The organism is Plantibacter sp. Leaf1 (genome assembly GCF_001421315.1).
Classification (GTDB): domain Bacteria; phylum Actinomycetota; class Actinomycetes; order Actinomycetales; family Microbacteriaceae; genus Plantibacter.
Map to the genome: position 1 here is coordinate 1788028 of NZ_LMJX01000002.1, position 24486 is coordinate 1812513.

The window sequence follows — 24486 nt, forward strand, 5'->3', positions numbered from 1 at the left end:
CGGCCCCCGGGGTCGGCAGGCAGAGCGCCATGCTCCAGGAGAACTGAACACCATGCAGCGCGGACGACTCCGGGTGCTCCTCGGCGCGGCCCCCGGGGTCGGCAAGACCTACGCCATGCTCGAGGAGGGCCACCGCCTCGCCGCGGAGGGCGTCGACGTGGTGGTCGCGGTCGTCGAGACCCACGGTCGGGCCGCGACGGCCGCCCTGACGGAGGGCCTCGAGACGCTGCCGCGCCGGGGCGTCGAGCATCGGGGTGTGACGCTCGACGAGATGGACCTCGAGGCCGTCCTCGAGCGCCGCCCGGGACTCGCCCTCGTCGACGAACTCGCCCACACGAACGCGCCGGGCTCCACGAACGACAAGCGCTGGCAGGACGTCGAGGCTCTGCTCGCCGCCGGCATCCCGGTGCTGTCGACGGTGAACATCCAGCACATCGAGTCGCTCAACGACGTCGTCCGGCAGATCACCGGGGCACCGCAGCGGGAGACCATCCCGGACGCCGTGCTCCGGGCCGCAGACCAGATCGAGCTCATCGACCTCGCTCCACAGGCGCTCCGCGACCGGCTCGCCGGCGGCCGCGTCTACCCGGCCGAGCGGATCGACGCCGCCCTGTCCAACTACTTCCGCCTCGGCAACCTCACCGCCCTCCGTGAGCTGGCCCTGCTGTGGCTGGCCGACGAGGTCGACTCCGCCCTCCGCGACTACCGCGCCGAGCACGGCATCGACAGCACCTGGGAGGCGCGCGAGCGGGTCGTCGTGGCCCTCACCGGCGGACCCGAGGGCGAGACCCTGCTCCGTCGGGGCGCCCGGATCGCCGCCCGCTCCTCCGGCGGGGAGCTCATCGCGGTGCACGTGACGACGCAGGACGGCCTCCGCACCGCGAACCCCGGCGCGCTCGCGCAGCAGCGGGCGCTCGTCGACACCCTCGGCGGCACCTTCCACCAGGTCGTCGGCGACGACGTGCCGCGCGCGCTCGTGGACTTCGCGAAGGCGGCGAACGCGACGCAGCTCGTCATCGGCGTCAGCCGGCGCAGTCGCCTGTCGGCCGCCGTCACCGGCCCCGGCATCGGGAACACGGTCATCCGCGAATCCGGCAACATCGACGTCCACATCGTCAACCACGAGGCGGCGGGTGGGCGGTTCCGGCTGCCGAAGCTCGGCGGTGCGCTGAGTGCGCGGCGCCACATCGCCGGCTTCGCCCTCGCGCTGATCGGCGGGCCGCTCGTCACCTGGCTCCTCCACCTCGCCCGCACCGAGGAGTCGATCACGAGCGAGGTGCTCTCGTACCAGCTGCTCGTCGTGCTCGTCGCCCTCGTCGGCGGCTTCTGGCCGGCCGTGTTCGCCGCCGTCCTCTCGGGCGTCACGCTCGACTTCGTCTTCGTCCAACCGCTGTACACCGTCACCATCGACGACCCGGCGCACCTCGTCGCGCTCGTGCTCTACGTGGTCATCGCGGTGATCGTGAGCGGTGTGGTCGACCTCTCGGCTCGTCGTGCCCGGGTGTCGAGACGCGCGGCGGCGGAGTCCGAACTGCTCGCGACCGTCGCGGGCAGCGTGCTCCGCGGCGAGGGCGCCCTGCAGGCGCTCGTCAGTCGGACCCGCGAGTCGTTCTCGCTGGCGGGGGTCCGGCTCGTTGCGGGCGAGCAGGTCCTCGCGGTCGACGGCGAACCGACCCGCGGCGGTGAGTTCACGAGCATCCCGATCGGCACCCGTGCGGTGCTCGAGCTGCACGGCGGCGTGCTCGCGGCCTCCGACCGCCGACTGCTCGCCGTCATCGCCGCCCAGCTCGACGCCTCGCTCGAGCACACCGACCTGCGCGCCACCGCCCAGGAGGTCGGTCCGCTCGCCGCGACCGACCGGGTCCGGAGCGCGTTGCTCTCCGCGGTCAGTCACGACCTCCGCCGCCCGCTCGCCGCCGCCACCGCCGCGGTGACCGGCCTGCGCGCGACCGACGTCGAGCTGACCACGACGGACCGCCAGGACCTCCTCGAGACCGCCGACGACAGCCTGCGCACGCTGGCGGCCCTCGTCACGAACCTGCTCGACGTCAGTCGTCTCCAGGCCGGCGTCCTCGCGGTGACGGTCGCCCCGATCGACGTCGAGGACGCGATCCTGCCGGCCTTCGACGAGCTCGGCATCGGGCCGCAGGACGCCGAGCTCGACCTCGCACCCGACCTCCCGCCCGTCCTCGCCGACGCCGGCCTCCTGCAGCGCGTCATCGTGAACCTCCTGACGAACGCGCAGCGCTTCAGCCCGGACGACACCCCCGTCCGGATCGCGACGAGCGCGTTCCGCGGCGCCGTGGAGATCCGCATCGTCGATCACGGCCCGGGGATCGCGCCCGACCGACGCGAGGACGTGTTCGTCCCCTTCCAGCGGCTCGGCGACACCGACAACCTCACCGGCCTCGGCTTGGGCCTCGCCCTCTCGAAGGGCTTCGTGGAGGGGATGGGTGGCACACTCGAACCCGAGGACACCCCGGGCGGAGGTCTCACCATGGTGGTGTCGCTGCCGGCCGTGCCGACCGAGGAGCCAGCAGCCCGATGAAGATCCTGATCGCCGACGACGACCCGCAGATCCTCCGCGCCCTCCGCATCACGCTCACCGCGCGCGGCTACGAGATCATCACCGCCGAGGACGGCACCACCGCACTCAACGCCGCGACGGAGCACCGCCCCGACCTCTACCTGCTCGACCTCGGCATGCCGGGACTCGACGGCAAGCAGGTGATCGAGGGCCTACGCGGGTGGACCGATGCGCCCATCCTCGTCGTGTCCGGGCGGGCCGGATCGACGGACAAGGTCGAGGCGCTCGACGCCGGGGCCGACGACTACGTGACGAAGCCGTTCGCCATCGACGAACTGCTGGCGCGGATCCGTGCGCTCACCCGCCGGGTGCCGGGCGCCGAGGCGGAACCGACCGTGCAGTTCGACGACATCGTGGTCGACCTCGCCGCGAAGCAGGTCACGAGACAGGTCCCCGGCGCCGCGCCGGTCACCGTCCGCCTGACGCCGACGGAGTGGCAGGTGCTCGAACTCCTCCTCCGGAACGCCGGCAAACTCGTCACCCGGCAGATGCTGCTCACGGAGATCTGGGGGCCGACGCACGTGACCGACACCGGCTACCTGCGGCTGTACATCGCCCAGCTGCGGAAGAAGCTCGAACCGGAGCCCGGTGCGCCGCGTCATCTGCTCACCGAGGCCGGCATGGGGTACCGCTTCCAGTTGTGAGCCGAGGCCGGGCAGGGTAACAGGTTGCCGCGTCTCCGGCTACGCCCCCGGAATCGCAGCTTGCACGCGTACCGTCGCAATCGCGTTCGGGCTTTCCGGACGAGACACACGCAGGTACCGCAGAAGCAGAGAGGATGGCTCCCATGACGCAGGTCATCGAAACCATCGACGTCGACGTTCCCGTCTCCGTCGCCTACAACCAGTGGACCCGCTTCGAGGACTTCCCCAAGTTCCTCGACGAGGTCGAGTCCATCACCCAGGTCACCGACGTCCTCACCGAGTGGACCGTCAAGGTCGCCGGTCAGACCCGCGTCTTCGAGGCGGAGATCACCGAGCAGCACCCGGACGAGCGCGTCGCTTGGACGAGCACCGGTGGCGAGGTCGATCACGCCGGCGTCGTCACGTTCCACCGTCTCGAGGACGCGAAGACCCGTGTCACCGTGCAGCTCGACTGGGAGCCCAAGGGCCTCCTCGAGCACCTCGGATCGGCGCTCGGTGTGGACAACCACGCGATCAAGAAGGACCTCGGCAACTTCAAGCAGCTCGTCGAGACCGAGGGTCAGACCGGACAGGGATGGCGTGGCGATGTCGAGTGACGGCCCCCGCCCCGGTCCCCCGCACACGCACGACGACGTGAAGGACGCCGCGAAGCACGACGTGCCGAAGCCCGAGGAGGTCGACCCCGAGACGGGGACCGACGCCGAGGGTGACCCGGTCGAGAACCCTTCGGGCTAGTCAGGCACCACCCGCACCACCTCGCCACCCCTAGGCTCGGAGCATGAGTGCCGGCGCCGGTCAGGCGAACCCCCGCCCCGCGCTGTCCGCCGATCTCCGGCGGCGGCGCGGGGCGATCTTCGTCTTCATGCTGACCGTCGGGGTCGGCCTGTCGTCCTTCATCGTCCGCACGCCCGCCGTCCGCGACCTCGTCCATGCGAGCACCGCCGAGATGGGCCTCATCCTCTTCGGGATCTCCGTCGGGTCGATGACCGGCATCCTCTCGTCCGCGGCCCTCGTCCGCCGGTTCGGTGCACGGCGCCCGATCGTCATCGGCGGGGCGGCGTTCGTCACCGGGCTGGCCCTACTCGCCCTCACGGCGGGCGTCGGACAGGGCATCGGTGTCTTCCTCGGTCTCGTCGGGATCGGGCTGGGCTTCGGCCTCGCGGAGATCGCGATCAACATCGAGGGTGCGCTCATCGAGCAGCTGTCCGGCCGATCGATCCTGCCCGTCCTCCACGGCTGCTACAGCCTCGGTTCCGTCATCGGCTCAGTGGCCGGCATCGCGCTCACGGCGATCGCCTTCCCCGTGACGATCCACCTGCTGATCGTCTCGGCCGTCGCGCTGGCGGCGCTGGTGTGGGCGATGCCGAAGATCCCGGCCGAGACCGGACGGCAGTCCGACACGGGCGCCGACTCCCCCGGGATCCGTGCGCAGCTCGCCGTCTGGCGGCAGCAGCGGGTCGTCTTCCTCGGGCTCATCGTGCTCGCCCTCGCGCTCGCGGAGGGTGCGGCCGGCGACTGGTTGCCGCTCATCATGGTCGACGGGCACGGCACCACGGCTGCCGTCGGGTCCATCGTCTTCGCCGGGTTCGCGCTCGCCATGACGATCGGACGGTTCTCCGGCGAGCCGTTGATCGCCCGGTTCGGCAAGGCGAACGTACTGCGGGTGAGCGCGATCGTGTCGGCCGTCGGCATCGCCCTCGTCGTCTTCTCCGACAACGTGCTCGTCGCGGGGCTCGCGGTCCTGCTGTGGGGACTCGGTGCGGCGCTCGGCTTCCCGGTGACGCTCTCCGCGGCGGGCGAGAGCGACGACCCGACGACGACGGTCGGCGCGGTCGCCTCGGCGGGCTATGTCGCGTTCCTCGTCGGGCCGCCGTTGCTCGGCTTCCTCGGCGAGCACTTCGGGCTGCGGGGCGCGATGATCGTCGTCCTTGCGGTCGTCGTCCTGGCGTCGTTCCTGACGTCCGCGGCGAAGCCGCAGCAGCGGACGGCCACGCCAGCCGGGCACTGAGCCTGTCCCCCGGTCCCTGAGCCTGTCCCCCGGTCCCTGAGCCGCCACCGCCGGTCCCTGAGCCGCAACCACCCGGTCCCTGAGCCTGTCGAAGGGCGCACCTCGACAACCGCGGCGGACCTACCCGCCCCCGGCCCCGCTCAGCGCGGGTGACGCTTGGAACGCCGGATGTACCCGGGCAGCAGCACGCGGCCCGAGACGCCCGTGCGGCGGGCGAGGATCTCACCCAGTGTGACGCCGGCGGCGAGCGCGAGGCCGGTGAGCCCTGCCTGCAGCAACTGCTCGACCCCTTCGGAACCCTGCTCGCCGTTCACGAGCGCGAGCATGCCGCGATAGATCGCGAGCCCGGGCAGCAGCGGGACGATCCCGCAGATGGTGAGGATGATCGCCGGGATCCGCAGCCGCGGGCCGAGTGCCTCCGCGGCGAAGCCGATGATGAGCGCGGCGAGCGCGCTGGCCGCTGCGGGGGCGACGCCACTGCCGGAGACGAACACGAAGACGGAGAATGCGACGGCGCCCGTGATTCCGGCGAAGACCGCCGCGCGGACGGCCGCCTGCGAGGCCATCGCCCACGCGGCCGAGGCCACCGCCGCGCCGACGATCTGTACAGCGACGGGCCAAGGGCTGACGGGGAGGTCGAACAGCACGAGGGAGATGCCGAGGCGTCGGGCGAGGTCGAGGACGCCACCGATGCCGACCACGATCCCGATGGTCAGGAGCATCACCTCGACGAGCCGTCCGCTCGCGGTGACCGGGAACCCGTTGATCGCGTCGTCTGCCGCTCCGACGAGCGAGGCGCCTGCGAGCAGCACCACGATGCCCGACGCGACGATGAGGGCGGGCGGCAGGGCCGAGAGGTCGTCCGGTACGTAAGGGCTGAGGATCGAGATGAGGACGGCGACGGTCGTGGCGATGGCCGCCCCGGTGAGTTGGAGGAAGAAGACCGGCAGCTTCCAGACGTTCAAGGCGCGGAACGCACTGTCGATGAGCGCGGTGGTGGCGGCGGCGAGCAGCATCGAGACCACGCCGCCCCCGAGGAGGACGGCGACGGCCGCTGCCATCGTCGACAGCAGTACGGTGACGAAGCCTCGCCGGTAGGTGCGGCGTGCCGTGAGGATGCGGTCGAGGTCGCGGTGGGCGGCGCCCAGGCGGGCGTGCAGTTCGTCGCGGACGTCGGCCTCCTCGTCGGGGGCGACGTCGGTGACCGTCATGATCGGTTCGGATCGGTTGGTGATGCCCTCGGCGACTACGACGACCTTGGCGAGCCGGTCGAAGTCGGCGGAGGGCGAGCGGACCACGCGGAGCACGGTGACGCCCGGCGACAGCTCGGACCCGTCGTGCGCGATGAGGATCGAGGTGAAGGTGAGGTCCACCTGGCACTCGAGGTCGAACGCCCGGCAGACCCGGCGGATGGCGTCGGTGACCTCGGCCGCTGCGGCTCCGAGAGCCAGCATCGACTCCCCGATCCGGCCGGCCAACTCGAGCACTTCGCGCACGGGCCGTTCCGCATTGAGGCGGACGACCGCCTGCTCGTCGACGCCGTCCGGCGCCGCTCCTCGGACTCCCCCGGCCAGCTGACTCAGCAGCGAACGCATACCCACTCGCTCATCGTACGAGTCACGGGTGACGGCGCTGTCGCTCTGGCGTTCGGCGGTCGTCTGTGCGAGGCCTTCGGGCGCCCGGGGGAACTGGTCAACTCGAATGTCAGTGGTCCATGGTGGACTGGATCCATGACCGAGAACGACGCGATCCAGGGGCCTGAGGCACCCGGGGCGCCGGGAGTGCCTGCGCCCCACGAGCACCCGAGCGACGTCTTCGCCGACCGGATCGCCTCGTTCACCGACCGCTTCGTCGACCTCGCCCGACGCCGCTCGGCACTCGACGCGGAGGAGGCCCGGCTCCTCGCGGAGGCGTTCGCGTATGCCGACGCCACCGCATCAGCGTTGGTCTCCGCGAGCACCACCTCGACCGATGCCCGCGACCTCGCGAGGCGGTCGATGTGCGCGTCGCTCGCGATCGCCACGAGGATGTCCGAGCCGACGCTGCAGGCGCGGGTCGGTGACGCCGAAGCGCTCGTCCACCACGCGCCCGCCGTGCTCGAGGCGCTGGCGCAGGGTTCCATCAGTGGCGGTCACGCCCGAGCCATCACCGACCAGCTGCGCGACGTCCCGGCGGAGGGCCGCGCGGTGTTCCTGGAGCAGGTGCTGCCCGTCGCCACCCGATCCACGGCCGCTCGCCTCCGGCAGCGCGCCAGGGTCGTGCGCGAGCGGCTGCATCCCGAATCGTTCACCGCCCGGCGCGCACGCTCGATCGCCGACCGCCGGGTCGAGCTCGAGGCTGCGGCCGACGGCATGGCGTGGGTGCACCTGTTCACCACGGCGCCGCTCGCCCACGCGATCAGGAACCGCCTCGACGCCGTCGCGGTCCCGGCGCGGATCGCCGGCGACACCCGCACGCTCGCGCAGCTGCGTGCCGACGCCCTCGCCTCGCTCGCCGTCGCCGGCACGGTGCACGACGACGTCGGCCCCATCCCCGTCGACCCGGAGACGACCGGGACGTTCACGTGGCTCCCCGGTTCCGCGCCGCTCGACGCCGCCGCCAGGATCGCGGAGGAGGCGGTCGCCGCCGGGGCCACCCCCTTGCTCGCCGAGCCGGTCGGCATCGAGGCCCGCATCCGGGCCACCGTGCAGATGACTGTCCCGGCGCTGTCCGCACTCGGCGTCACCGACGAACCGGGCGAGCTCGACGGCTACGGCCCGATCGACCCCGACACCGCCGCCCGACTCGCCGTCACGGCTCCGTCGATGACGCGCATCCTCACCAACCCCGAGACGGGAGCCGTGCTCTCCGTCGGGCGCGGCCAGTACCGGGTCCCGGCAGACCTCGCCCGCGCCGTCCGCCTGCGAGACACCACGTGTCGTGCACCGGGCTGCGGGCGCGCCGCCCGGAGCTGCGACCTCGACCACTCGGTCGCCTGGCAGGACGGCGGCACGACAGCTGTCGACAACCTCGCCTGTCTGTGCCGACATCATCACCGGCTCAAACACCTGCCGGGGTGGAACCTCGAGCACCATCCAGGTGGCGTCCTCACTTGGACGACACCCGATGGCCGTCGGCACGAGACCAGACCGGAGTTCGCCGAGACGGGATAGGCACGGGCCTCCGTCGTCCACCCGCGGCGAGCGACCGCGCCACCCGCGTCTACCATGGGTACCCGTGACTGATCGCCGACTCCCGCTCCTCGCGCAGCTGCGCCGGCGCATGCCGCTCGTCCGCCTCGGTACGGATCAGGCGGCGTCGGGTGGGTCACTCCGCCGCTCGCTCGGGGTGTGGCAGCTCACGATGATCAGCGTCGGTGCCACCCTCGGCACGGGCATCTTCGTCGTGCTCGGCACCGCCGTCCCGCTCGCCGGCCCGGCCGTGTGGATCGCGTTCGCGGTCGCCGGGCTCGCGGCCCTGCTGTCGGCACTGTCCTACGCCGAGATGGCCGGCTCGGTGCCCGTCTCCGGGTCCAGCTACTCCTATGCCTACGCGACGATGGGCGAGGGTGTCGCCTGGGTCTGCGGGTGGTGTCTCGTACTCGAGTACGGGGTCTCCGTCGCGGCCGTCGCCGTCGGTGCCGGCCAGTACGTGAACGAGGCGCTCGCGGTGTTCGGCCTCGGCCTCCCGCCCGCACTCGCGAACCCGATCGGCGTCGCCGACGGCCTGATCAACCTGCCGGCCGCGGCCCTCGTGCTGCTGGCCATGCTGCTGCTCGTCCGTGGCGCGAAGGACAGCGCGTGGGCGAACACGGTCATGGTGTTCGTGAAGCTCGCCGTCCTGCTCGTGTTCGTCGTCATCGCGTTCTCGGCGTTCTCGCTCGGCAACTTCGAACCGCTCGCACCCATGGGGGTCGCCGGGATCGCCGCAGCGTCCAGCCGCCTGTTCTTCTCCTACATCGGCTTCGACGCGGCATCGACCGCGGGCGACGAGGCGACGAACCCACGCCGCGACCTGCCGCGCGCGATCATCCTGTCGATGGTCATCGTCACCGCCGTCTACATCCTCGTCGCCATCGCCGCGATCGGCGCCCGCCCGTGGACCGAGTTCGCCGACGACGAGTCCGCGTTCGTCGGGATCCTCACCGAGATCACCGGGCAACCGATCGTCGCGCTCTTCTTCTCGATCGGCGCCGTCATCGCGATCGCGAGCGTCGTCCTCACCGTCTACTACGGCCAGACGCGCATCCTGTACCGCATGGCGCAGGACGGCATGGTGCCTCGGGTGTTCTCGCGGGTCGGTCGCCGCAGCGGTACGCCCGTCGCCGGAACGGTCATCGTCGGCGCGGTCGTCGCCGTGGTCGCCGCGCTCATCCCCCTCGGTGAACTCGCCGACGCCACCAGCATCGGCACCCTGTTCGCGTTCGCGCTCGTGAACCTGTCGGTCATCCTGCTCCGCCGTCTGCGGCCGGACCTCGACCGCAGCTACTCGGTCCCCCTGTTCCCGTTCGTGCCGGCACTCGGCATCGTCATGTGCCTGGGGCTCATGGTGTCGCTCGGCGGCACGACCTGGCTCGTCTTCCTCGTGTGGATGCTCGCCGGGGCGGCCCTGTACCTCGCGTACGGCCGCCGGCACTCCACGGTCGGTGCCCTGAGCGACGCGGAGTACGCCGAGGCGCTCGCGGCAGGGGAACCCGCTCAGAAGTAGTGCACGCAGCCCAGATGACGCCCTGTTACGGGGAACGCGGATTGCCAGGCGGCGTCCGGGACGGGTGATGCAGGATCGTCCTCATGACTCGTCAGATCCGTTTCAACGCCTTCGACATGAACTGCGTCGCCCACCAGGCCTCGGGTATGTGGCGTCACCCCGACGACCGGTCGAGCACCTACAAGGACCTCTCCTACTGGACCGATCTCGCCCAGTTGTTGGAGCGCGGGAACTTCGACGGCATCTTCATCGCCGACGTCCTTGGCACCTACGACGTGTACGGCGACAGCAACGAGGCCGCGATCCGCAACGGCGCGCAGGTGCCGGTGAACGACCCGATCCTGCTCGTCTCGGCGATGGCAGCGGTGACGAAGCACCTCGGCTTCGGGGTCACCGCGGGCACCGCCTACGAGCACCCGTACCCGTTCGCGCGACGCATGTCGACGCTCGACCACCTGACCAAGGGGCGTGTGGGCTGGAACGTCGTCACCGGGTACCTGCCGAGTGCGGCACGCAACATGGGGCACGACGACCAGCTCGAGCACGATGAGCGGTACGACGTCGCCGACGAGTACCTCGAGGTCCTCTACAAACTGTGGGAGGGCTCGTGGGAGGACGACGCCGTCGTTCGCGACCGTGAGACGGGCGTGTTCACCGACCCGACGAAGGTGCACGAGATCGGCCACTTCGGCAAGCACTACACGGTGCCGGGCATCCACCTGTCGGAGCCGTCCACGCAGCGCACGCCTGTGATCTACCAGGCGGGGGCGTCTCCGCGAGGTATCCAGTTCGCGGCGGGCAACGCGGAGGCGATCTTCGTCGGTGCATCCACGAAGGCGGGGCTGAAGGCGACCGTCGGTCGGATCCGCGACGCCCTGGAGGCGGCCGGTCGCGACCGGTACTCCGCGAAGATCTACACCCTCCTCACGATCATCACCGACGAGACGAGCGAGAAGGCCCAGGCCAAGCACGAGGACTACCTGCAGTACGCGTCGCAGGAGGGTGCGCTCGTGTTCATGTCGGGGTGGATGGGCATCGACCTGTCGCAGTACGACCCGGAGGAGCCGATCGGCAATGTCGAGAGCAACGCCATCCAGTCGGCGGTCGCCAACTACCAGGCGGCCAACGAGGAGGGTGGCGAGTTCAAGGTGAAGGACATCGCGCGCATGGGCGCGATCGGTGGTCTCGGACCGCGGATCGTCGGGAGTGCGTCGGAGATCGCCGACACCCTGCAGGAGTGGGTGGAGGAGACCGACGTCGACGGCTTCAACCTCGCGTACGCGATCACGCCGGGCACCTTCGAGGACATCGTCGAGTTCGTGATCCCCGAGCTGCGACGTCGTGGCGCCTACCCGGAGGAGTACGTCGAGGGCAGCCTGCGGCACAAGCTCCACGGTCGTGGAGACCGCCTCCCCGAGGAGCACACCGGGGCCCGCTACCGCTACGCGAAGTAGGTTCTGCTCCCTCGGTCCCTGAGCCTGTCGAAGGGCACCACGCACCCACCCAAACCGATCCCGCAAGCCAACCACCCCGGTCCCTGAGCCTGTCGAAGGGCCCACGGATGCACCCCGGCCGTCGACAAGCTCAGGGATCGAGACGCCCGATCAGCGCGCTTCGAGCCAGTCCCGCACCGCGGCGTCGAACGCGTCGGGGTCGACGTTCCACTCCAAGCCGTGTGGTGCAGCGGCGACCTCGACCAGTTCGAACGACGACGAACCGGGGACGACCGCCCGCGTGAGTTCCACGGGGATCGTCGTGTCGCCGGGTGAGTGGATCGCGAGCGTCGGCAGGCCCGGGATGAGCCCGTCAGACAGCGCGCGGACGGGAACCGCGCCGCGCACGCCGGCGGCTCGCGCGAAGAGCGGCGACCCGAGCAGCCCGAGCGCCGACCACACGAGGACCCGCGGCACCCCGGCGACCGTGGCGGCGTGCCGCACCGTCTCCCGGAGGCTGAGCATCGGTGAGATGAGGATCGCGCCCTGCACCACCTCGGGTCGGAGTCGGGCTGCGGCGAGGCTCAGGGCGGCGCCGTAGGACCATCCGCACACGATGACCCGCCGGGCGCCGAGTGCCACGGCGTCGTCGATGGCGGCGACGACACGGTCGACGTCCGCGGCATCGGCCCCGGAGCGGCGCTCGGTGAACGCGGACCCGAGGTTGGTGACGAGCGAGTGCAGTCCCGCGCGCTGCACGGCCTGCACCGAGCGGAGCGTGGCCAGCGGTGACGCCCCGAGTCCGTGCGTGTGCACGACCCAGGTGCCGTCGTTCGGTGCGTTGTCTGCGTCGCTGTCGACATCGACATCGCCGTCTGCGTCGCCATGGCTGTCTGCATCACCGTCGAACCGCCAGGCGCCGGACGGGGTGGTCGCCAGGTGTGCCTCGTCGACTCCGAGGTCGGCGGGCGTCACGGCTGCGCCGGTGAACCGTGTCCGGGTGGCTCCGGCGGGAACCCGGCCGGCGATCACGCTGCGCATCACGGAACCGTCCGTGGTTTCGCGGCCGATCACCGGGCCGACGATGACCCGGGAGCCGTCGTCGAACTCGAGCCCGTAGCGACCCGGTAGGCCGGTGGCCGCGTTCCGATCGAGGCGTACGGTGATCGGAGATGAGCTCGGCAGCACCTCGCTGTGATGCACCCGTCCTGCGGCGATGACGCGGCGGGCGACCATGGCGCTCGCCACCCCGAATCCCGTGACGACCGCGGTCGTGAGGCCGGCCAGGACTATACCCGCAGTGCGTTGCACGTCGCCTCCTCAGTCCCGTCCCACTCGGGGAACGGTGAACCAGCCTAGCTTCGTGCGATGTCGCCGGCTGTGACCCGGCCGAGGATCTCCGGGGTCACCGGCACCCAGCACCGGTCCCTGAGCTTGTCGAAGGGCACACGAACAGGCCCCGCCCTCCGACAAGCTCGGGGCTGAACGGGGGCCCGCCGGTTCATGTACGATTACTCAGGACGCTCCGGCGCCACGCGGATGTAGTTCAATGGTAGAACTTCAGCTTCCCAAGCTGATAGCGCGGGTTCGATTCCCGTCATCCGCTCCATCACAGGGAAAACTCGACGCCTCTACAACTCGCTTGACTGGATCTTATTCCGACCGACCCACGGTTTACGCTCCTTTGCTGTCGGTACTGCCGCCCGCAGCCTCTGGTCCCTGGAACCGCGCAGTGCGGGCTACGACGATCCCCGAGGAGGCACAGATGTCGACCGACATCGTCCATCGCGTTGCCAACATACAGCTTCGACCGCCGCGAGTCATCGTCCTCTTTCGAGGTGGCGAACGTTGGCAGGATCATGCACGTGAAGCTGTTTCGATAGTTAGCGAGACCTGGGGCGGCGAGGGCATGATCTACGCGCCATACGACGAGGCCGGTGAGGTGTCGAAGCCGGTCTTGCGTCTCGCAGCTCAGTACGATCCCGACTACGTCGCGGTCCTTCGTCACACACCGGAGACTTGGTCGGATCCAGCGGGCAGTCACTCGAGCCATTCGTCCCGATTGCTAGTCGATAAAGACGCGACGGTGGCTGCAAAACACCTGATCAAGCACTGCACGACCTTGAGCTGGGGATTCGACTCCCACTCATTGCCGCAACACGTGCTAATCGGGCCCCTCGGAGCGCCGCCACAGAGCCCCTTTATTGGAGCTCCATTGATCGGCGCCGAGACGCCCCACTCTGCTATTGCCGGCGACATCTCGTGGGCCGGGAACGGAGCACTGTTCGCTGCGGCCATCCTCGGAGCGCCGCAAAACCCGCGGCCGAGGACGGCGCCTGATGATGACGCCTTGGCGATATGGCTCTGCGATACCGATGAGGCTCCGCCCGAGGAGCTGCTCTGGTCGCGCGGAATCGAGTTGAGCGAGCGACCACAGGACCGCAAGCCCTGGTTCTCGTCCTCATCGCCAGAACTGGTCAGCGTGCGCACCTGCCTGGCCAGCTTGCCCGGCGTCTTAGTCGTCGGAGACTCCCCCGATGACTTCGCCCTGGCCGTTGGATACAAGCGACTCTTGGGACATTGCATCTGGATCTCGGCCGAGAACGGCGGGGACCTGACGAGTAGTCGCCAGAGCTCATGGCCACTCTACCGAGCACTTACGCAGGGCCCTCCCGGCTTGACCTTCCCAGCGATAAGCGCGACCCTCGATTTTGGCGAGTTGGAGAGTTTCGTCTCGGAATTGTCCACTCCCTGGCCTACGCCGCAGGATGGAGAGGCTGTTGTGGTTGCTGCGCATAGGAGCCTTCCACTACCCGCTTATGGGCTATCGAGCCTCATTCTGGAGGAGCACCTCAATTCGGAGGTAGTGCTTCCGTTCGAGAAGACGCATGACGGCAGTTATCTGGCGCAGGCCCCGATCGCAGCGCCGCTCCCCTCTGGATCCATCATCCCCGTGGATCGAGCGGGCAACCCAGCTTGGATCGTTGACGTGGGGATCTATCCGCCGTCGATGCCTAGCGGCCGGCGCTTGCCCGCAAAGTGGATGCTCCATCCAGACCAGCGCAGCCTTCCGTTCAAGATTCGCAGCAGCAGGGAGGGGGCGAGCTACCATGCGGCGAACATGGGGTTCATGAGCAATGGTGCACTTCTGACCTCTCGTCTAGCGCGTCCGCGTCTGCAATTCTTGGGAATGCTGGGTTGGGTCAGCGCCGTCGCCACAGCGCAAGGAATGACCAGCTCCCTCTCTCGTCCCGGACAACATGCTGGCCTTGTTGCAGCTCGTCTCGGCGGGCGATCACAGCTCATCGACTTGGTGTCGGGCGAACACCGCGAGCTTCTCCGGAGTTTCGTCGATCGTCCGTCGCGTTCCGACGAGAGTGGGTTTCAACTGGACAAGCGTCAGCTTCTCACTTGGCGTGGCATCGAAGCACTTTCCGGTGGGGCTGACTGGACAACGACACGAGACCTTGTAGACAGGCTTCTCGACGTCAGACTCCTGAGACAGGGGCTAGCGCTCGGATGTGCTGAATGCGGAGTCGTATCCTTTGTAACCCTCGACGCAATGCGGCAGCATTTCGAGTGCCAAAGATGCGGCGCGGTGAATACGCTGCGCCATTCGCGCTGGAACTCGAAGTCTGCTGAACCAACGTGGTTCTATGACCTGCATCCCTCATTCGCCGATATTTTCCGGCAGAACGGCGATGCAGTCTTGCTCACCGCAAACCATCTCCGACGTGAGGTGAGAAACTACGCCGATGTGGCCGAAGTAGAGTTCAGCGTTCTGGGCGCCAGTGTTGTGAAGTATGAGATTGACCTCATTGCTCACGCTGACAATCGACTTGTGCTCGCCGAGGTAAAGACTGGCAAGAACCAGGGCGGAACCGCGAAGGAACGGCGCCGGATGATTGCAAAGAGGTTCGAAGCTGCTCGAGTCCTACAGGCCGATGTGGTTCTCTTCGCTGCTACGGATGCATGGCCAGACGGGTTCGAAACGGACGTCCACCAAGCAGCTGACGTGGACGGAGTCGAGTACCGACTTCTTCACATTGAAGCATAGCGCTCGCTCGGGGACGACTAGGAATCCAGCTGCTCAATTGCGCGTGATCGATCAGGCGGGTCGATGCGCTTCGGGGTATGGGGCTTCGGCGTCCCATGGCTACCTGTTTGCCGGAGGTTACCGCGCGCGGCGTCACAGATGGCTCAACGCCACCGATGGGCACCTTGGAACTCGAAATGATCGAGACCGTCGTCGACACCGTTTGGGCGCTACACGCAGATCCGAATGCGCAGCTGGCCGCGCCAACTGCAGCGTCCGGTCGGACGCGGTTCAGCGTCTCGCCACTGACGACACGCGGATTGGACTCTGTCGACGCACGGCGGGTGGGGCACCGCGAAGGATCTCTTCGACGTCGCCGCCGCGACGCGCCTGATTCCGCTCGGTCGGGACCGAACAGGCCAGCCAGCATGGCTGATCAGCCGTGGGTTCAGCAGACGTCTGGCCCGCGGCTCGCGAGCATCAGCATGCACCCGGAGCAGGCTTCGGCCGCTAGCGCTGAGCGTGCCGCACGAGTCGTGCTGAAGACGGTCGCCCTCGACATCGACGCAGCTCGTCCTGCGCGCCTCGTGTGCGGACCTCCTAGTGGAAGGTGACGTCCAGCAGCTGGCCACTCGTCTCATGACTGCAGTGGACGCGGGTCGGCTGGTCGGAAGCGACTACTTGCAGCAAATCCGCGACGTCGCAGCCGCGAATGCGCTCGCGGACTGTGGGATCTACTCGCGGGTGTTCCAGACCCTCATCGTGGCAACGAACGGCTTCGAGGCGGTGGCCGTCTCCGAGCTGAATCATCGCTGCACCGGCTCGCTCGAAGGGCTAGGCAAATCCTCGTCGCGCTTCCCGGATGGCGGTGGAGAAGCCGTCAGTATCTAGGAGCTCAACGGCTCACCGCTGTCTGGAGGCGATGACCTGTCTCAGCAGCTCCTGCGGACAATCGATCCGATGATGCCCATGTGCTCACGTACAGGTCAGTCGAACCGCCGCAACGTGCCGGCCTTCTGAGACCTGGCCGACTTCGAAGACACTTGCAATTAGGTTCACATCGACGTCACCTGTGCGCTCGGATCGACGGGCGGAGGCACTTCAACCGCAACGCCAGCCGCAAGCCTTGCAATCCCCGCTATCGTGAAGGTACGTGTCGGCCGAGGGGGACCATGGAACTTGAAGATCTCACAGAACTTCCGCACCCTTCACGCAGCGAAATTCCCGTGAGCTTGAGCGGCCCTCCCGTCTCTCCGGCAAAGCGCCTATTCCTGTACGAGGACGGTGAATGGGAAGAATTCATCCACGAATGGGCCTTCAGCGTTACGGCCGACTACGTCAGTATCCGCCGATATGGCGGCGCTGGGGACAAGGGCGTCGACATCGCTGCATTCACTGATGCAGACGGATTTCAGGGCAAATGGGACTCATTCCAAGCCAAGCATTATTCGCGGCCTTTGAGTCCGGGTGACGCCTATCCTGAAATGCTCAAGCTCTTTGTGCACGCGGCAGAGGGGGAGTACACCCTACCCCGTCGCTACTATTTCGTAGCGCCTCGCGGCTGCGGTACATCTCTCGCGCGTCTACTGAAGGACCACGACAAACTTAAGAAGGCATTTTCAAACTGGGCAAAGAAGCCGGATCAGGGCTTTTCCGCAGAGCGCGTGCAAACTGCAATGTTACTCGCAGAGAGCACCGACTTTCAGCTTTTTTGTGATCTGTCAGCGCTTGAGCTACTAGAGACACACCGGCAGTCGCAGTTCCATGTTGCTCGCTTTGGAGGCCCACTTCCTCCTCGGAAGCCGGTGGATGCACCACCCGAACAAGTGCAGGAATCGGAACTGCGCTACGTCGAACAATTAGCGGCCGTTTACGACACAGAGTGGCCCTCTGCAGGCATCACCGCGGCGAACGTCTCTGTCAATGAGAAGAGCGCCAAACAGTTCCTTCGACAACGTGTTCGCTTTTATAGCGCAGAAGCACTCAGGCGCTACGCGCGTGACTCCGTACCTGATGGAACCTTCGAGAAACTACAGCTCGACCTTCTGGAAGGCGTGATCGATATAGCCGATAGTTCGCACGAATCGCCACTGACACGCCTAAATGCTGTACTGCAGTCGGCGGGTCAACTCGATCTGTCCGCTCATGCACTTATCTCTGTAGCTACGCAACATGATCGGCGTGGCATCTGTCACCAGCTAGCGAATAGCGAATCCTTGAGCTGGATGGATATGGATCAGTGACCGTATTCAACAGCAACCTCGAGGTTGCAATACGTCTTGCCCTCATCTTAGAGGCCTCATTCCCCCGTAGCCTCGATCTGGAGCAGCTGTCACTGGCCGACCATGCGATCATCCATAGCGCAGACATGGGCGGACCGCCGAGCATATTCCCGGCCAGCCCAGGGAGGGTCTCCGAGCTCACAGTGAAGAGGCCCCTCGTAAGAAATGGTATGCACCTACTGTGTCAAGCGGGCATCGCGGCCGCGCTCACTGAATCGCGCGGAATTGTGTTCTCTGGCACGGAAGATACCGCCCCATTCCTGAAGCTTCTCGAGGCACCACTCCTCGAGAGGTTGCGTGAACGTGCGGCTTGGTCAGTGGACTACATTCTGTCCATAGCTGACAACGAGATTTCACTGGAGTTCTCGAAAAATCTGGACGCTTGGCGCAGTCAAACCGCAGGAAGAGCCTTTGAATGACAAACCGCATGGTACTACACAGTCTGACGTTGGTCTCCGCGGAGCGTGAGTCGGCTACAGTCCGGTTCGGTGAGAGTCTCAGCGTTGTGCAAGGCCCCTCGGACACCGGCAAGACGTTCCTCGTCGACTGCATCGACTTCGTCCTAGGCGCGGCAGCACTGCGAGAAATTCCTGAGTTACGAGCGTATAAAGACGTGCTTTTGGCCATAACCCTGACGGACTCGTCGTCCATTACACTTCAACGACCGGTCAGCGGCGGGAACATCAGCGTATACAACGGCACTCTGGAATCGATACCAAACTTTCCTCCGGACCAGACTCTACGGTTCAAGCACTCAGCTGGCGATGAGAAGACCCTGTCGGGATTCTTGCTCGCCGGTCTAGGTCTACAGAATCGGATCTTGCGCAAGAACAAGCTCAACAAGACCGTGAGCTTGAGTTTTAGAGACATTGCTCACTTGTGCGTGGTCGACGAAGTTGCAATGCAATCTGACGTAGCTCCGCACCTTACTGGCCAGTACACGACAGGCACGAAAGAGATTTCGGCATTTCGGGCAGTCCTGGAGGACACGGACGACTCGGGGCTCAGCGAAGTTGAAGATACGTCGAACATCAAGAAGCTCAGCCTTGCTCGTACGGATGTACTCGATGGTTTGATCGCTGATGTATCTGCAAAATTGGTTGATCGTCCATCTCGAGATGATGTCCTTGCTCAGATTGCGAAGTTGAATGCCCAGGTCCACGGGCAGACGGATTCGGTGAATGGTCGTTACGCACGCCGCGACCAGCTCGGAGAGGAGCGCTCGAGAAATATGCGACTAGAACGCGCGCGTCGTTTACGTCAGAAAGAAATTGACGAGACTATGCGCCGATTCGAAGTGTTACGTGCACAGTACGTTTCAGATATCGAGCGAATCGATCTCATGGCTGAGGCTGGCTCGATCTGGGGCTATTTTGGTGTTGGCGTCTGTCTCTATTGCGGCGCCGCAGTTGAGCATCAACATCCACAGGTCGTTCCTGGAGCCTCCGGTCCAGATTTCGAAACCGCGCTTCGTGCCGAGCGTGAGCGCACCCTGGGACTCGCGCACGATCTCGACGCTACGCTCGGGGATCTCGAAATGGAAAGCGAGCGACTCGAGGGCGAGGTCAACGCGCTCGAATCTCGGCGTTTGAAACTCACGAATGCGTTCCACCTTGCAGAGCTGGAGGCGGTGCCTGTATCACAGGGGCTACGTTCGATGCTTTCCGTGAGGGAGGAGATGCAGTCGGTACTTTCGATTTACGACCAGCTTGACACTCTCGAGCAAGCGCGCCGAGCGGCTGAGCATGAGACAAGCTCCGAAATCGCGAGCTCAGCGGAGAAGATCAATGGAAACGTACTCGACGAGTTCAGTTTAGAGTTGAGAACCACCCTTGAACGCTGGGGATACCCTCACGCCGAGACGGTCCGCTTTGATCGCACGGCTCAAGACGTTTGGGCACACGGTCAACTCCGAGTCTCGCATGGCAAGGGAGTTCGGGCTCTTCTGCATGCAGCATTCTCAGTAGCGCTTGCCCAGTACTGCCTGGAGCGCGACCTGCCCCACCCCGGTTTCGTTGTACTGGACTCGCCATTGGTAACGTATCGAGCCCCCGAAGTCGCAGCGGATGGCACCGGAGAGGTGGTTGTTGTGGCCGAGAGATTCTATTCCGATCTCGAATCGCGCTTCCTTGGCCAGGCCATTGTCATTGAGAACGTGGACGTGGTCGACGTGGCACCGGAAACGATCGTCACAGCATTCACGGGAGTCGCGAACTCTGGCAGACCAGGGTTCCTCCATGCGCAATAGTTGTCGAACACCACAACCCCGGTAAGTGAGAGAAGGCTCGGTCGACTAGTTCGAGTAGAGGACTCAGGCGATCGGGCAAGCCGACCGCGTTGAAGAGGACGAGCACGTTGTATTGCCCGCCGACGATGATTACATCAACGTGATGAGTCACCTGCTTAGCGCCGATTCTCGCTGCCCCTTTTGGTACCCCAAGGCCGTGAATGGTGTTCAAGGTGTGGGCCCACAAGAGTTGGGGCAGGCTTGCGCTACGGTCTCGGCGATGGCGGCACCGCCATCCATGTCTCGCCTAGCTGGCCTTCGCGATTCCGTCGGCATGCGAACGCAAAGTTGGCTTCCTGGTCCTATCTCGTTGCCTCCAAGCGGAGCGGGTTTGGCTCGGCGCATGCGCACAGCTGCGCAGCAGTCGGAGATCAGCGAGCCGCGGATCCGCATGGTCATCAGGCCGAGCTGGCTCCGGTTCAGATTCCCGTGCGGGCCGTACAGTCGAGGACATGCGACCTACGCAGCATCTCTCGCCGAACACCGGCCTGCGATCTAGGATCGACAGTCATGGACCTGAACCGCTCACTGCTCGTGTACGACGGCGACTGCGCCTTCTGCACCACCTGGGTGGAGCGACTCAAGAAGGTCTTGGCCGTCTTCCCGGAGGCACAGCCGTGGCAGTGGCTCAACCTGGACGAGGTCGGCCTCACGAACAGCGATGTCACGACCGCGGCCTGGTTCCTGTCAGGCGAACGACGGCACCGCGGACACGCCGCCTTCGCCGCACTGTTGCGCATGCAGCCCGCGTTCGGCTGGCGGTTCCTCGGCAACCTGCTGGTGACACCGCCGTTCTCCTGGGCGGCCAGGATCGGATACTTCCTCGTCGCCCGCTACCGGCATCGTCTCCCCGGCGGCACGCCCGCCTGCGCACTGCCCCGGCCGACGAGCTAATCGCTCCAGAGCTATGCGCCCGGCGGAGTGCTCGTCCAGTGTCGGTCAGCCCGCTCGACGGCGGCGATGCCCACTTGGACGCCGACGACTCAGCCGACCACCACGAACGACAGCACCAACGTCCAGACGCTCAACACGGCGAGGATGCCGACGCTGTAGGCGATGGAAGCACGCAGGATCTCGCTCTCCCGACCTGACAAGCCGACCGCACCTGCGGCGATGGCGATCGACTGCGGGGAGATGACCTTGGCCGCGGCACCTCCCGCTGTGTTCGCCGCCACCAGGAGCGTCGCGTCGACACCGATGCGTCCGGCTGTCGTCGCCTGGAGCTGGGCGAACAAGGTGTTGTTGTTGACGACGGAACCGGTGAGGAAGACGCCGACCCATCCGATGACGGGTGCCAGCAGGGGGAAGAACGCCCCCGCCCCGGCGAGAGCGGTGCCGATACTGGCCGAACCACCCGACAGGTTCGCGATCTGCGCGAGGACGAGGATCGCGGCGATGAGGATCAATGCCCGCCAGAGGTCCGCAAGGGTGGAGCGGAGTTCCGCCCAGACGACCGCCGCGGTCAGTGACCGTGTGGTCAGGGCGGTGATGATCACCGCGAGGAGGATCGCCGTACCGGTGGCTCCGAGTGGGGACCAGCTCCACACGGTCTGGACCACCGTCCCTCCCGCGGTCGTGATCCCTCCCGTCACTCCTGGGACAGGCACGTCGACCACCGACCACGCCAACCCACCCCCGGGTGCGAACAGCGCCTTGAACGCCGGGGTGCTCCACACGAACACGAGCACCGTCAGGACGTAGAACGGGCTCCACGCCGCAAGGACCTCACGAGGCGTGTGACGATCCATCTCGACGACCGCGGCGCCGTCCTCACGGAACACCCGCCGCGGCGACCAGACGAACCGCAGCGCGGCGAGGGTGAGCATGCCGAGGAGCCCCGGCAGGATCGCCGCGAGTTCCGGGCCCAAGAAGAGCAGGACGGCGGCCTGGCTGCCACTGAAGACCACGCTGACGGCGAGCGTCGCAGGCCAGGTCTCGCGGAGTCCGCGGAACCCGTCCAGGATCACGACCAGGAGGAACGGGATCAAGAACGTCACCGGCTGCAGGATGAAGGCGAGATCGCGGGAGAGGTCCATGACGTCGACGCCGCCGACCTGAGCACCCACGATGACGGGGATACCCACCGCGCCGTACGCGCCGGCCGCGAAGTTCGCGACGAGGCTGACCATCGCCGCTCGGACCGGCCGGAACCCCAGCTGGACGAGCATGGCCGCGCAGATCGCGATGGGGACCCCGAAGCCGGCGACGCCCTCGAGGAACGCTCCGAAGCAGAGGCTGATGAGGAGCACCTGGATGCGCTGGTCGGGCGAGATCAGCGCGATCGACGAGCGGATGACCGTGAACTTCCCGCTCGCGACCGCCATGCGGTACAACCACACCGACATGACGATGATGTACGCGATCGGCCAGACGGCGTTCAGCACGCCGAGGAGTCCGGCACCTGCGGCCGAAGTGGCGGGCATGCCGAACACACCGATGGCGACGACGAGCTCGGCGGCGAGCGCGACGGCTGCCGCCTGGAGCCCCGTCAGTTTGAAGACGACGAGGCAGAGCAGGAAGATCACGATGGGGACGGCGGCGACGAGGGCGGACAGCCAGGGCGCGCCGAGCGGGTCGAGGCCTTGGAGCCAGGTGTCCTGAGGTGACATGGTCGTCACCGTGCCAGTCCGGCGATGACGGACGACAACGCATCCGCAGACCGCCCGAGCAGCGTGAGCTCCGAGTCGGAGAAGGGGGTGTTCCTCACGGGTTCGGCGCCGGTGGCACCCACGATCGACGGCACCGACAGCGCGACACCGTTGATCCCGTGGAAATCCGTCAACACGGTGCTCACCGGCAGGACCGCTCGTTCGTCCTGCAGGACGGCCTCGACGATCCGCGCACTGGACAGGCCGATCGCGTAGTTGGTGGCACCCTTGCCCTTGATCACCCGGTACGCGGCGTCGCGCACGTCGATGGCGATCCGGTCCAGTTCCTCCACCGTCATCCTCGGGCACGTGTCGGTCTGCCATTCGAGGATCGGCACCGGCCCGATCATCGCCTCCGACCAGAGCGGGAACTCGGTGTCGCCGTGTTCTCCGACGATGTTGGCGTGCACGCTGCTCGTGGACACGCCTGCGCGCTGCGCGAGCTTCCACCTCAGGCGGGACGTGTCGAGCACGGTGCCCGAGGAGAAGATCCGATGGTGCGGGAGGCCGGACGCCTCGGCGGCGATGACGGTGAGCACATCGCACGGATTGGTGACGAGCATGAACACCGCGTCGGGCGCGACCTCGAGCAGGCCGGGCATCATGCCCTCGACGATCCCCGCGTTCACGTCGGCGAGTTCGGTGCGCGACTGCCCGGGATGTTGCTTGGCTCCGGCGGTGATGACCACGACATGCGAACCCTCCGCCACGGCGAGGTCCGAGCCGCCGGTGATCTCGCTCGCGCCGACGAACTGGGTGCCGTGGGCCAGGTCCAGCACCTCGGCTTCGACCTTGTCCGTCGCGATGTCGTAGAGGGCGACGTGCCTGGCGGAGCCTCGGATCAGGGCCGCGTAGGCGACACTTGCGCCGACGCTTCCGGCGCCGACGACGGTCAGTTTGCTGTTCTCTCTGGTGGCCATGTTCATTCCTGTCGTTGCGCTGGTGGAGGGACGGACGTCAGGGCAGGACCATGACGGGGACGTTCGCGTTGATGAGCACCTCGTGGAGGGTGCCGCCGACTCCGGCGGTGGCGACGCGACGAGAGCGACCCATGACGAGGAGTGCGCGATCCCGTGCGAGGTTGAGCATCGCCTCCGCGGGTCGCCGGTTGGCCAGGTGGCGGCTGATCTCGAGTCCGGGCGCCACTGCCCGGGCAGCCTCGAAGGCCTCGCGCAGGACCGCCTCGCCCAGCTGTCGTCGCTCGGACGTGGCGTCGACGGCGATGGCATGGACGAGGCCGAGGGCACACTGCCGAGCCACGGCCTCCTCCGCACCGACGCGGGCCAGCCGCGAGGACTCCGGCGTCCCGTCGATCGCCACGAGGACGCCGGCTCGGAATCGGAGATCCGCCGCGGGGACGACCGTGAGCGGGCCGGACACGAGGGCGGCGAGCTGGACACTGCGAGCGCCGAAGAGTCGACCGTGAGCGTATCCCGTCTTGTCCGACCCGATCACGACGAGGTCGTCGGGGCGGGCGGCGGCCGCCAACGATGCGGCGACCGGCCCGGCGATGAGCCGGGTCGTGACGGCGATTCCGGGGTGCTGCTCCGTCAGGAGCGCGACCGTCTCCGACAACAGCTGTGCACGGGCGTGGTCGCTGTCGCTCGCGCTCGTGCCGCTCATGGCTCCGGCGTCGTCGTCGACGACCCCCACCAGGTGCACGTCACGGTGGTACCGGGCTGCCCAGGTGACCGCCCAGTCGAGCGCCGTGACCCCTGCCGAGGATCCGTCGAACCCGACGACGCACCGGCCACGTCCTTCGCTCGGCGGTCCGCTCACCGTCATCCGTGCCCGCTGCGGCAGCGTCGTCGTCTTGTCCACAGTCGTTCTCCCCTCGTTCTGACGGTCCTGGTAGATTCACTCTTCAGCGACGCG

At 67.1% G+C, this 24486-nt stretch carries 19 protein-coding genes and 1 tRNA gene; 15 read left to right on the plus strand and 5 right to left on the minus strand.

Features of this window, described 5'->3' with window-relative positions:
• The first annotated feature begins 52 nt into the window (after positions 1-52).
• The 5 genes from ASE44_RS10675 to ASE44_RS10690 all read left to right on the plus strand — a co-directional run bounded on the left by ASE44_RS10675 (position 53) and on the right by ASE44_RS10690 (position 5239).
• Positions 53-2548 (plus strand): DUF4118 domain-containing protein, encoded by a 2496-nt coding sequence (locus ASE44_RS10675; protein ID WP_056009342.1) that lies wholly within the window; start codon positions 53-55, stop codon positions 2546-2548.
• Positions 2545-3231 carry a response regulator gene (locus ASE44_RS10680; RefSeq protein ID WP_056779599.1) on the plus strand — a complete coding sequence of 229 codons (687 nt, stop codon included), beginning with the start codon at positions 2545-2547 and terminating at the stop codon, positions 3229-3231. The genes ASE44_RS10675 and ASE44_RS10680 overlap by 4 nt, the downstream gene beginning before the upstream one ends.
• A 143-nt stretch (positions 3232-3374) precedes the next feature.
• Entirely contained in the window at positions 3375-3827 is a 453-nt protein-coding gene (locus ASE44_RS10685) for an SRPBCC family protein (protein ID WP_056009346.1), read from the plus strand.
• A complete protein-coding gene (locus tag ASE44_RS18495; protein ID WP_157579871.1) occupies positions 3817-3966 on the plus strand; it encodes a hypothetical protein in 150 nt (49 codons plus the stop codon). The genes ASE44_RS10685 and ASE44_RS18495 overlap by 11 nt, the downstream gene beginning before the upstream one ends.
• Before the next feature lie 43 nt (positions 3967-4009).
• Positions 4010-5239 (plus strand): MFS transporter, encoded by a 1230-nt coding sequence (locus ASE44_RS10690; protein WP_056779601.1) that lies wholly within the window; start codon positions 4010-4012, stop codon positions 5237-5239.
• Positions 5240-5379: 140 nt separating this feature from the next.
• Here the strand turns inward: ASE44_RS10690 and ASE44_RS10695 are convergent, their stop codons facing one another.
• Positions 5380-6834 (minus strand): threonine/serine exporter ThrE family protein, encoded by a 1455-nt coding sequence (locus ASE44_RS10695; RefSeq protein ID WP_056914191.1) that lies wholly within the window; start codon positions 6832-6834, stop codon positions 5380-5382.
• A 135-nt stretch (positions 6835-6969) separates the two neighbouring features.
• Here ASE44_RS10695 and ASE44_RS18960 point away from each other — a divergent pair, with 135 nt between their 5' ends.
• The 3 genes from ASE44_RS18960 to ASE44_RS10710 all read left to right on the plus strand — a co-directional run bounded on the left by ASE44_RS18960 (position 6970) and on the right by ASE44_RS10710 (position 11379).
• Positions 6970-8391 carry an HNH endonuclease signature motif containing protein gene (locus ASE44_RS18960; protein ID WP_056779607.1) on the plus strand — a complete coding sequence of 474 codons (1422 nt, stop codon included), beginning with the start codon at positions 6970-6972 and terminating at the stop codon, positions 8389-8391.
• Between the two features lie 109 nt (positions 8392-8500).
• A complete protein-coding gene (locus tag ASE44_RS10705) occupies positions 8501-9925 on the plus strand; it encodes an APC family permease (RefSeq protein ID WP_235522635.1) in 1425 nt (474 codons plus the stop codon).
• A gap of 83 nt (positions 9926-10008) precedes the next feature.
• Complete coding sequence (locus ASE44_RS10710; RefSeq protein ID WP_056009355.1) at positions 10009-11379, plus strand: LLM class flavin-dependent oxidoreductase; 1371 nt, start codon at positions 10009-10011, stop codon at positions 11377-11379.
• 150 nt (positions 11380-11529) lie between these two features.
• On the opposite strand, the gene ASE44_RS10715 is transcribed toward ASE44_RS10710, so the two are convergent.
• A complete protein-coding gene (locus ASE44_RS10715) occupies positions 11530-12669 on the minus strand; it encodes a S9 family peptidase (protein WP_157579875.1) in 1140 nt (379 codons plus the stop codon).
• A gap of 224 nt (positions 12670-12893) precedes the next feature.
• Between ASE44_RS10715 and ASE44_RS10720 the strand changes: the two genes are divergently transcribed.
• The 7 genes from ASE44_RS10720 to ASE44_RS10735 all read left to right on the plus strand — a co-directional run bounded on the left by ASE44_RS10720 (position 12894) and on the right by ASE44_RS10735 (position 20857).
• Positions 12894-12967: transfer RNA gene (locus tag ASE44_RS10720), tRNA-Gly, on the plus strand.
• 156 nt (positions 12968-13123) lie between these two features.
• Complete coding sequence (locus ASE44_RS18500; RefSeq protein WP_157579877.1) at positions 13124-15415, plus strand: hypothetical protein; 2292 nt, start codon at positions 13124-13126, stop codon at positions 15413-15415.
• 618 nt (positions 15416-16033) lie between these two features.
• Complete coding sequence (locus tag ASE44_RS10725) at positions 16034-16285, plus strand: hypothetical protein (RefSeq protein ID WP_157579879.1); 252 nt, start codon at positions 16034-16036, stop codon at positions 16283-16285.
• Between the two features lie 281 nt (positions 16286-16566).
• Positions 16567-17637, plus strand: a complete 1071-nt coding sequence (locus ASE44_RS18505) for an ABC-three component system protein (protein WP_157579881.1) — start codon at positions 16567-16569, stop codon at positions 17635-17637.
• A complete protein-coding gene (locus tag ASE44_RS18510) occupies positions 17634-18095 on the plus strand; it encodes an ABC-three component system middle component 2 (RefSeq protein ID WP_157579883.1) in 462 nt (153 codons plus the stop codon). The genes ASE44_RS18505 and ASE44_RS18510 overlap by 4 nt, the downstream gene beginning before the upstream one ends.
• A 401-nt stretch (positions 18096-18496) precedes the next feature.
• The gene (locus ASE44_RS18515) at positions 18497-19924 is read left to right on the plus strand and encodes a hypothetical protein (RefSeq protein ID WP_157579885.1); all 1428 of its coding nucleotides are present in this window, start codon (positions 18497-18499) and stop codon (positions 19922-19924) included.
• A gap of 549 nt (positions 19925-20473) precedes the next feature.
• A complete protein-coding gene (locus tag ASE44_RS10735; protein ID WP_056779621.1) occupies positions 20474-20857 on the plus strand; it encodes a thiol-disulfide oxidoreductase DCC family protein in 384 nt (127 codons plus the stop codon).
• 89 nt (positions 20858-20946) lie between these two features.
• On the opposite strand, the gene ASE44_RS10740 is transcribed toward ASE44_RS10735, so the two are convergent.
• The 3 genes from ASE44_RS10740 to ASE44_RS10750 are packed head-to-tail and all read right to left on the minus strand — an operon-like array spanning position 20947 to position 24432.
• Positions 20947-22572 (minus strand): L-lactate permease, encoded by a 1626-nt coding sequence (locus ASE44_RS10740; protein WP_056781096.1) that lies wholly within the window; start codon positions 22570-22572, stop codon positions 20947-20949.
• Positions 22573-22577: 5 nt separating this feature from the next.
• On the minus strand, positions 22578-23531 hold the full coding sequence (locus tag ASE44_RS10745; protein ID WP_056781098.1) for an L-lactate dehydrogenase: 954 nt from the start codon (positions 23529-23531) through the stop codon (positions 22578-22580).
• 37 nt (positions 23532-23568) lie between these two features.
• Positions 23569-24432 (minus strand): universal stress protein, encoded by an 864-nt coding sequence (locus tag ASE44_RS10750; protein WP_056779624.1) that lies wholly within the window; start codon positions 24430-24432, stop codon positions 23569-23571.
• Between the last annotated feature and the right edge of the window lie 54 nt (positions 24433-24486).

Bases quoted from the DNA above. Each gene is read 5' to 3' on its own strand.
- ASE44_RS10685 (WP_056009346.1), top strand. From the start codon at position 3,375: ATGACGCAGGTCATCGAAACCATCGACGTCGACGTTCCCGTCTCCGTC.
- ASE44_RS18500 (WP_157579877.1), top strand. From the start codon at position 13,124: ATGTCGACCGACATCGTCCATCGCGTTGCCAACATACAGCTTCGACCG.
- ASE44_RS10675 (WP_056009342.1), top strand. From the start codon at position 53: ATGCAGCGCGGACGACTCCGGGTGCTCCTCGGCGCGGCCCCCGGGGTC.
- ASE44_RS18495 (WP_157579871.1), top strand. From the start codon at position 3,817: ATGTCGAGTGACGGCCCCCGCCCCGGTCCCCCGCACACGCACGACGAC.
- ASE44_RS10735 (WP_056779621.1), top strand. From the start codon at position 20,474: ATGGACCTGAACCGCTCACTGCTCGTGTACGACGGCGACTGCGCCTTC.
- ASE44_RS10680 (WP_056779599.1), top strand. From the start codon at position 2,545: ATGAAGATCCTGATCGCCGACGACGACCCGCAGATCCTCCGCGCCCTC.
- ASE44_RS10690 (WP_056779601.1), top strand. From the start codon at position 4,010: ATGAGTGCCGGCGCCGGTCAGGCGAACCCCCGCCCCGCGCTGTCCGCC.
- ASE44_RS10745 (WP_056781098.1), bottom strand. From the start codon at position 23,531: ATGGCCACCAGAGAGAACAGCAAACTGACCGTCGTCGGCGCCGGAAGC.
- ASE44_RS10710 (WP_056009355.1), top strand. From the start codon at position 10,009: ATGACTCGTCAGATCCGTTTCAACGCCTTCGACATGAACTGCGTCGCC.
- ASE44_RS10695 (WP_056914191.1), bottom strand. From the start codon at position 6,834: ATGCGTTCGCTGCTGAGTCAGCTGGCCGGGGGAGTCCGAGGAGCGGCG.
- ASE44_RS18505 (WP_157579881.1), top strand. From the start codon at position 16,567: ATGGAACTTGAAGATCTCACAGAACTTCCGCACCCTTCACGCAGCGAA.
- ASE44_RS10725 (WP_157579879.1), top strand. From the start codon at position 16,034: ATGACTGCAGTGGACGCGGGTCGGCTGGTCGGAAGCGACTACTTGCAG.
- ASE44_RS18960 (WP_056779607.1), top strand. From the start codon at position 6,970: ATGACCGAGAACGACGCGATCCAGGGGCCTGAGGCACCCGGGGCGCCG.
- ASE44_RS10705 (WP_235522635.1), top strand. From the start codon at position 8,501: ATGCCGCTCGTCCGCCTCGGTACGGATCAGGCGGCGTCGGGTGGGTCA.
- ASE44_RS10740 (WP_056781096.1), bottom strand. From the start codon at position 22,572: ATGTCACCTCAGGACACCTGGCTCCAAGGCCTCGACCCGCTCGGCGCG.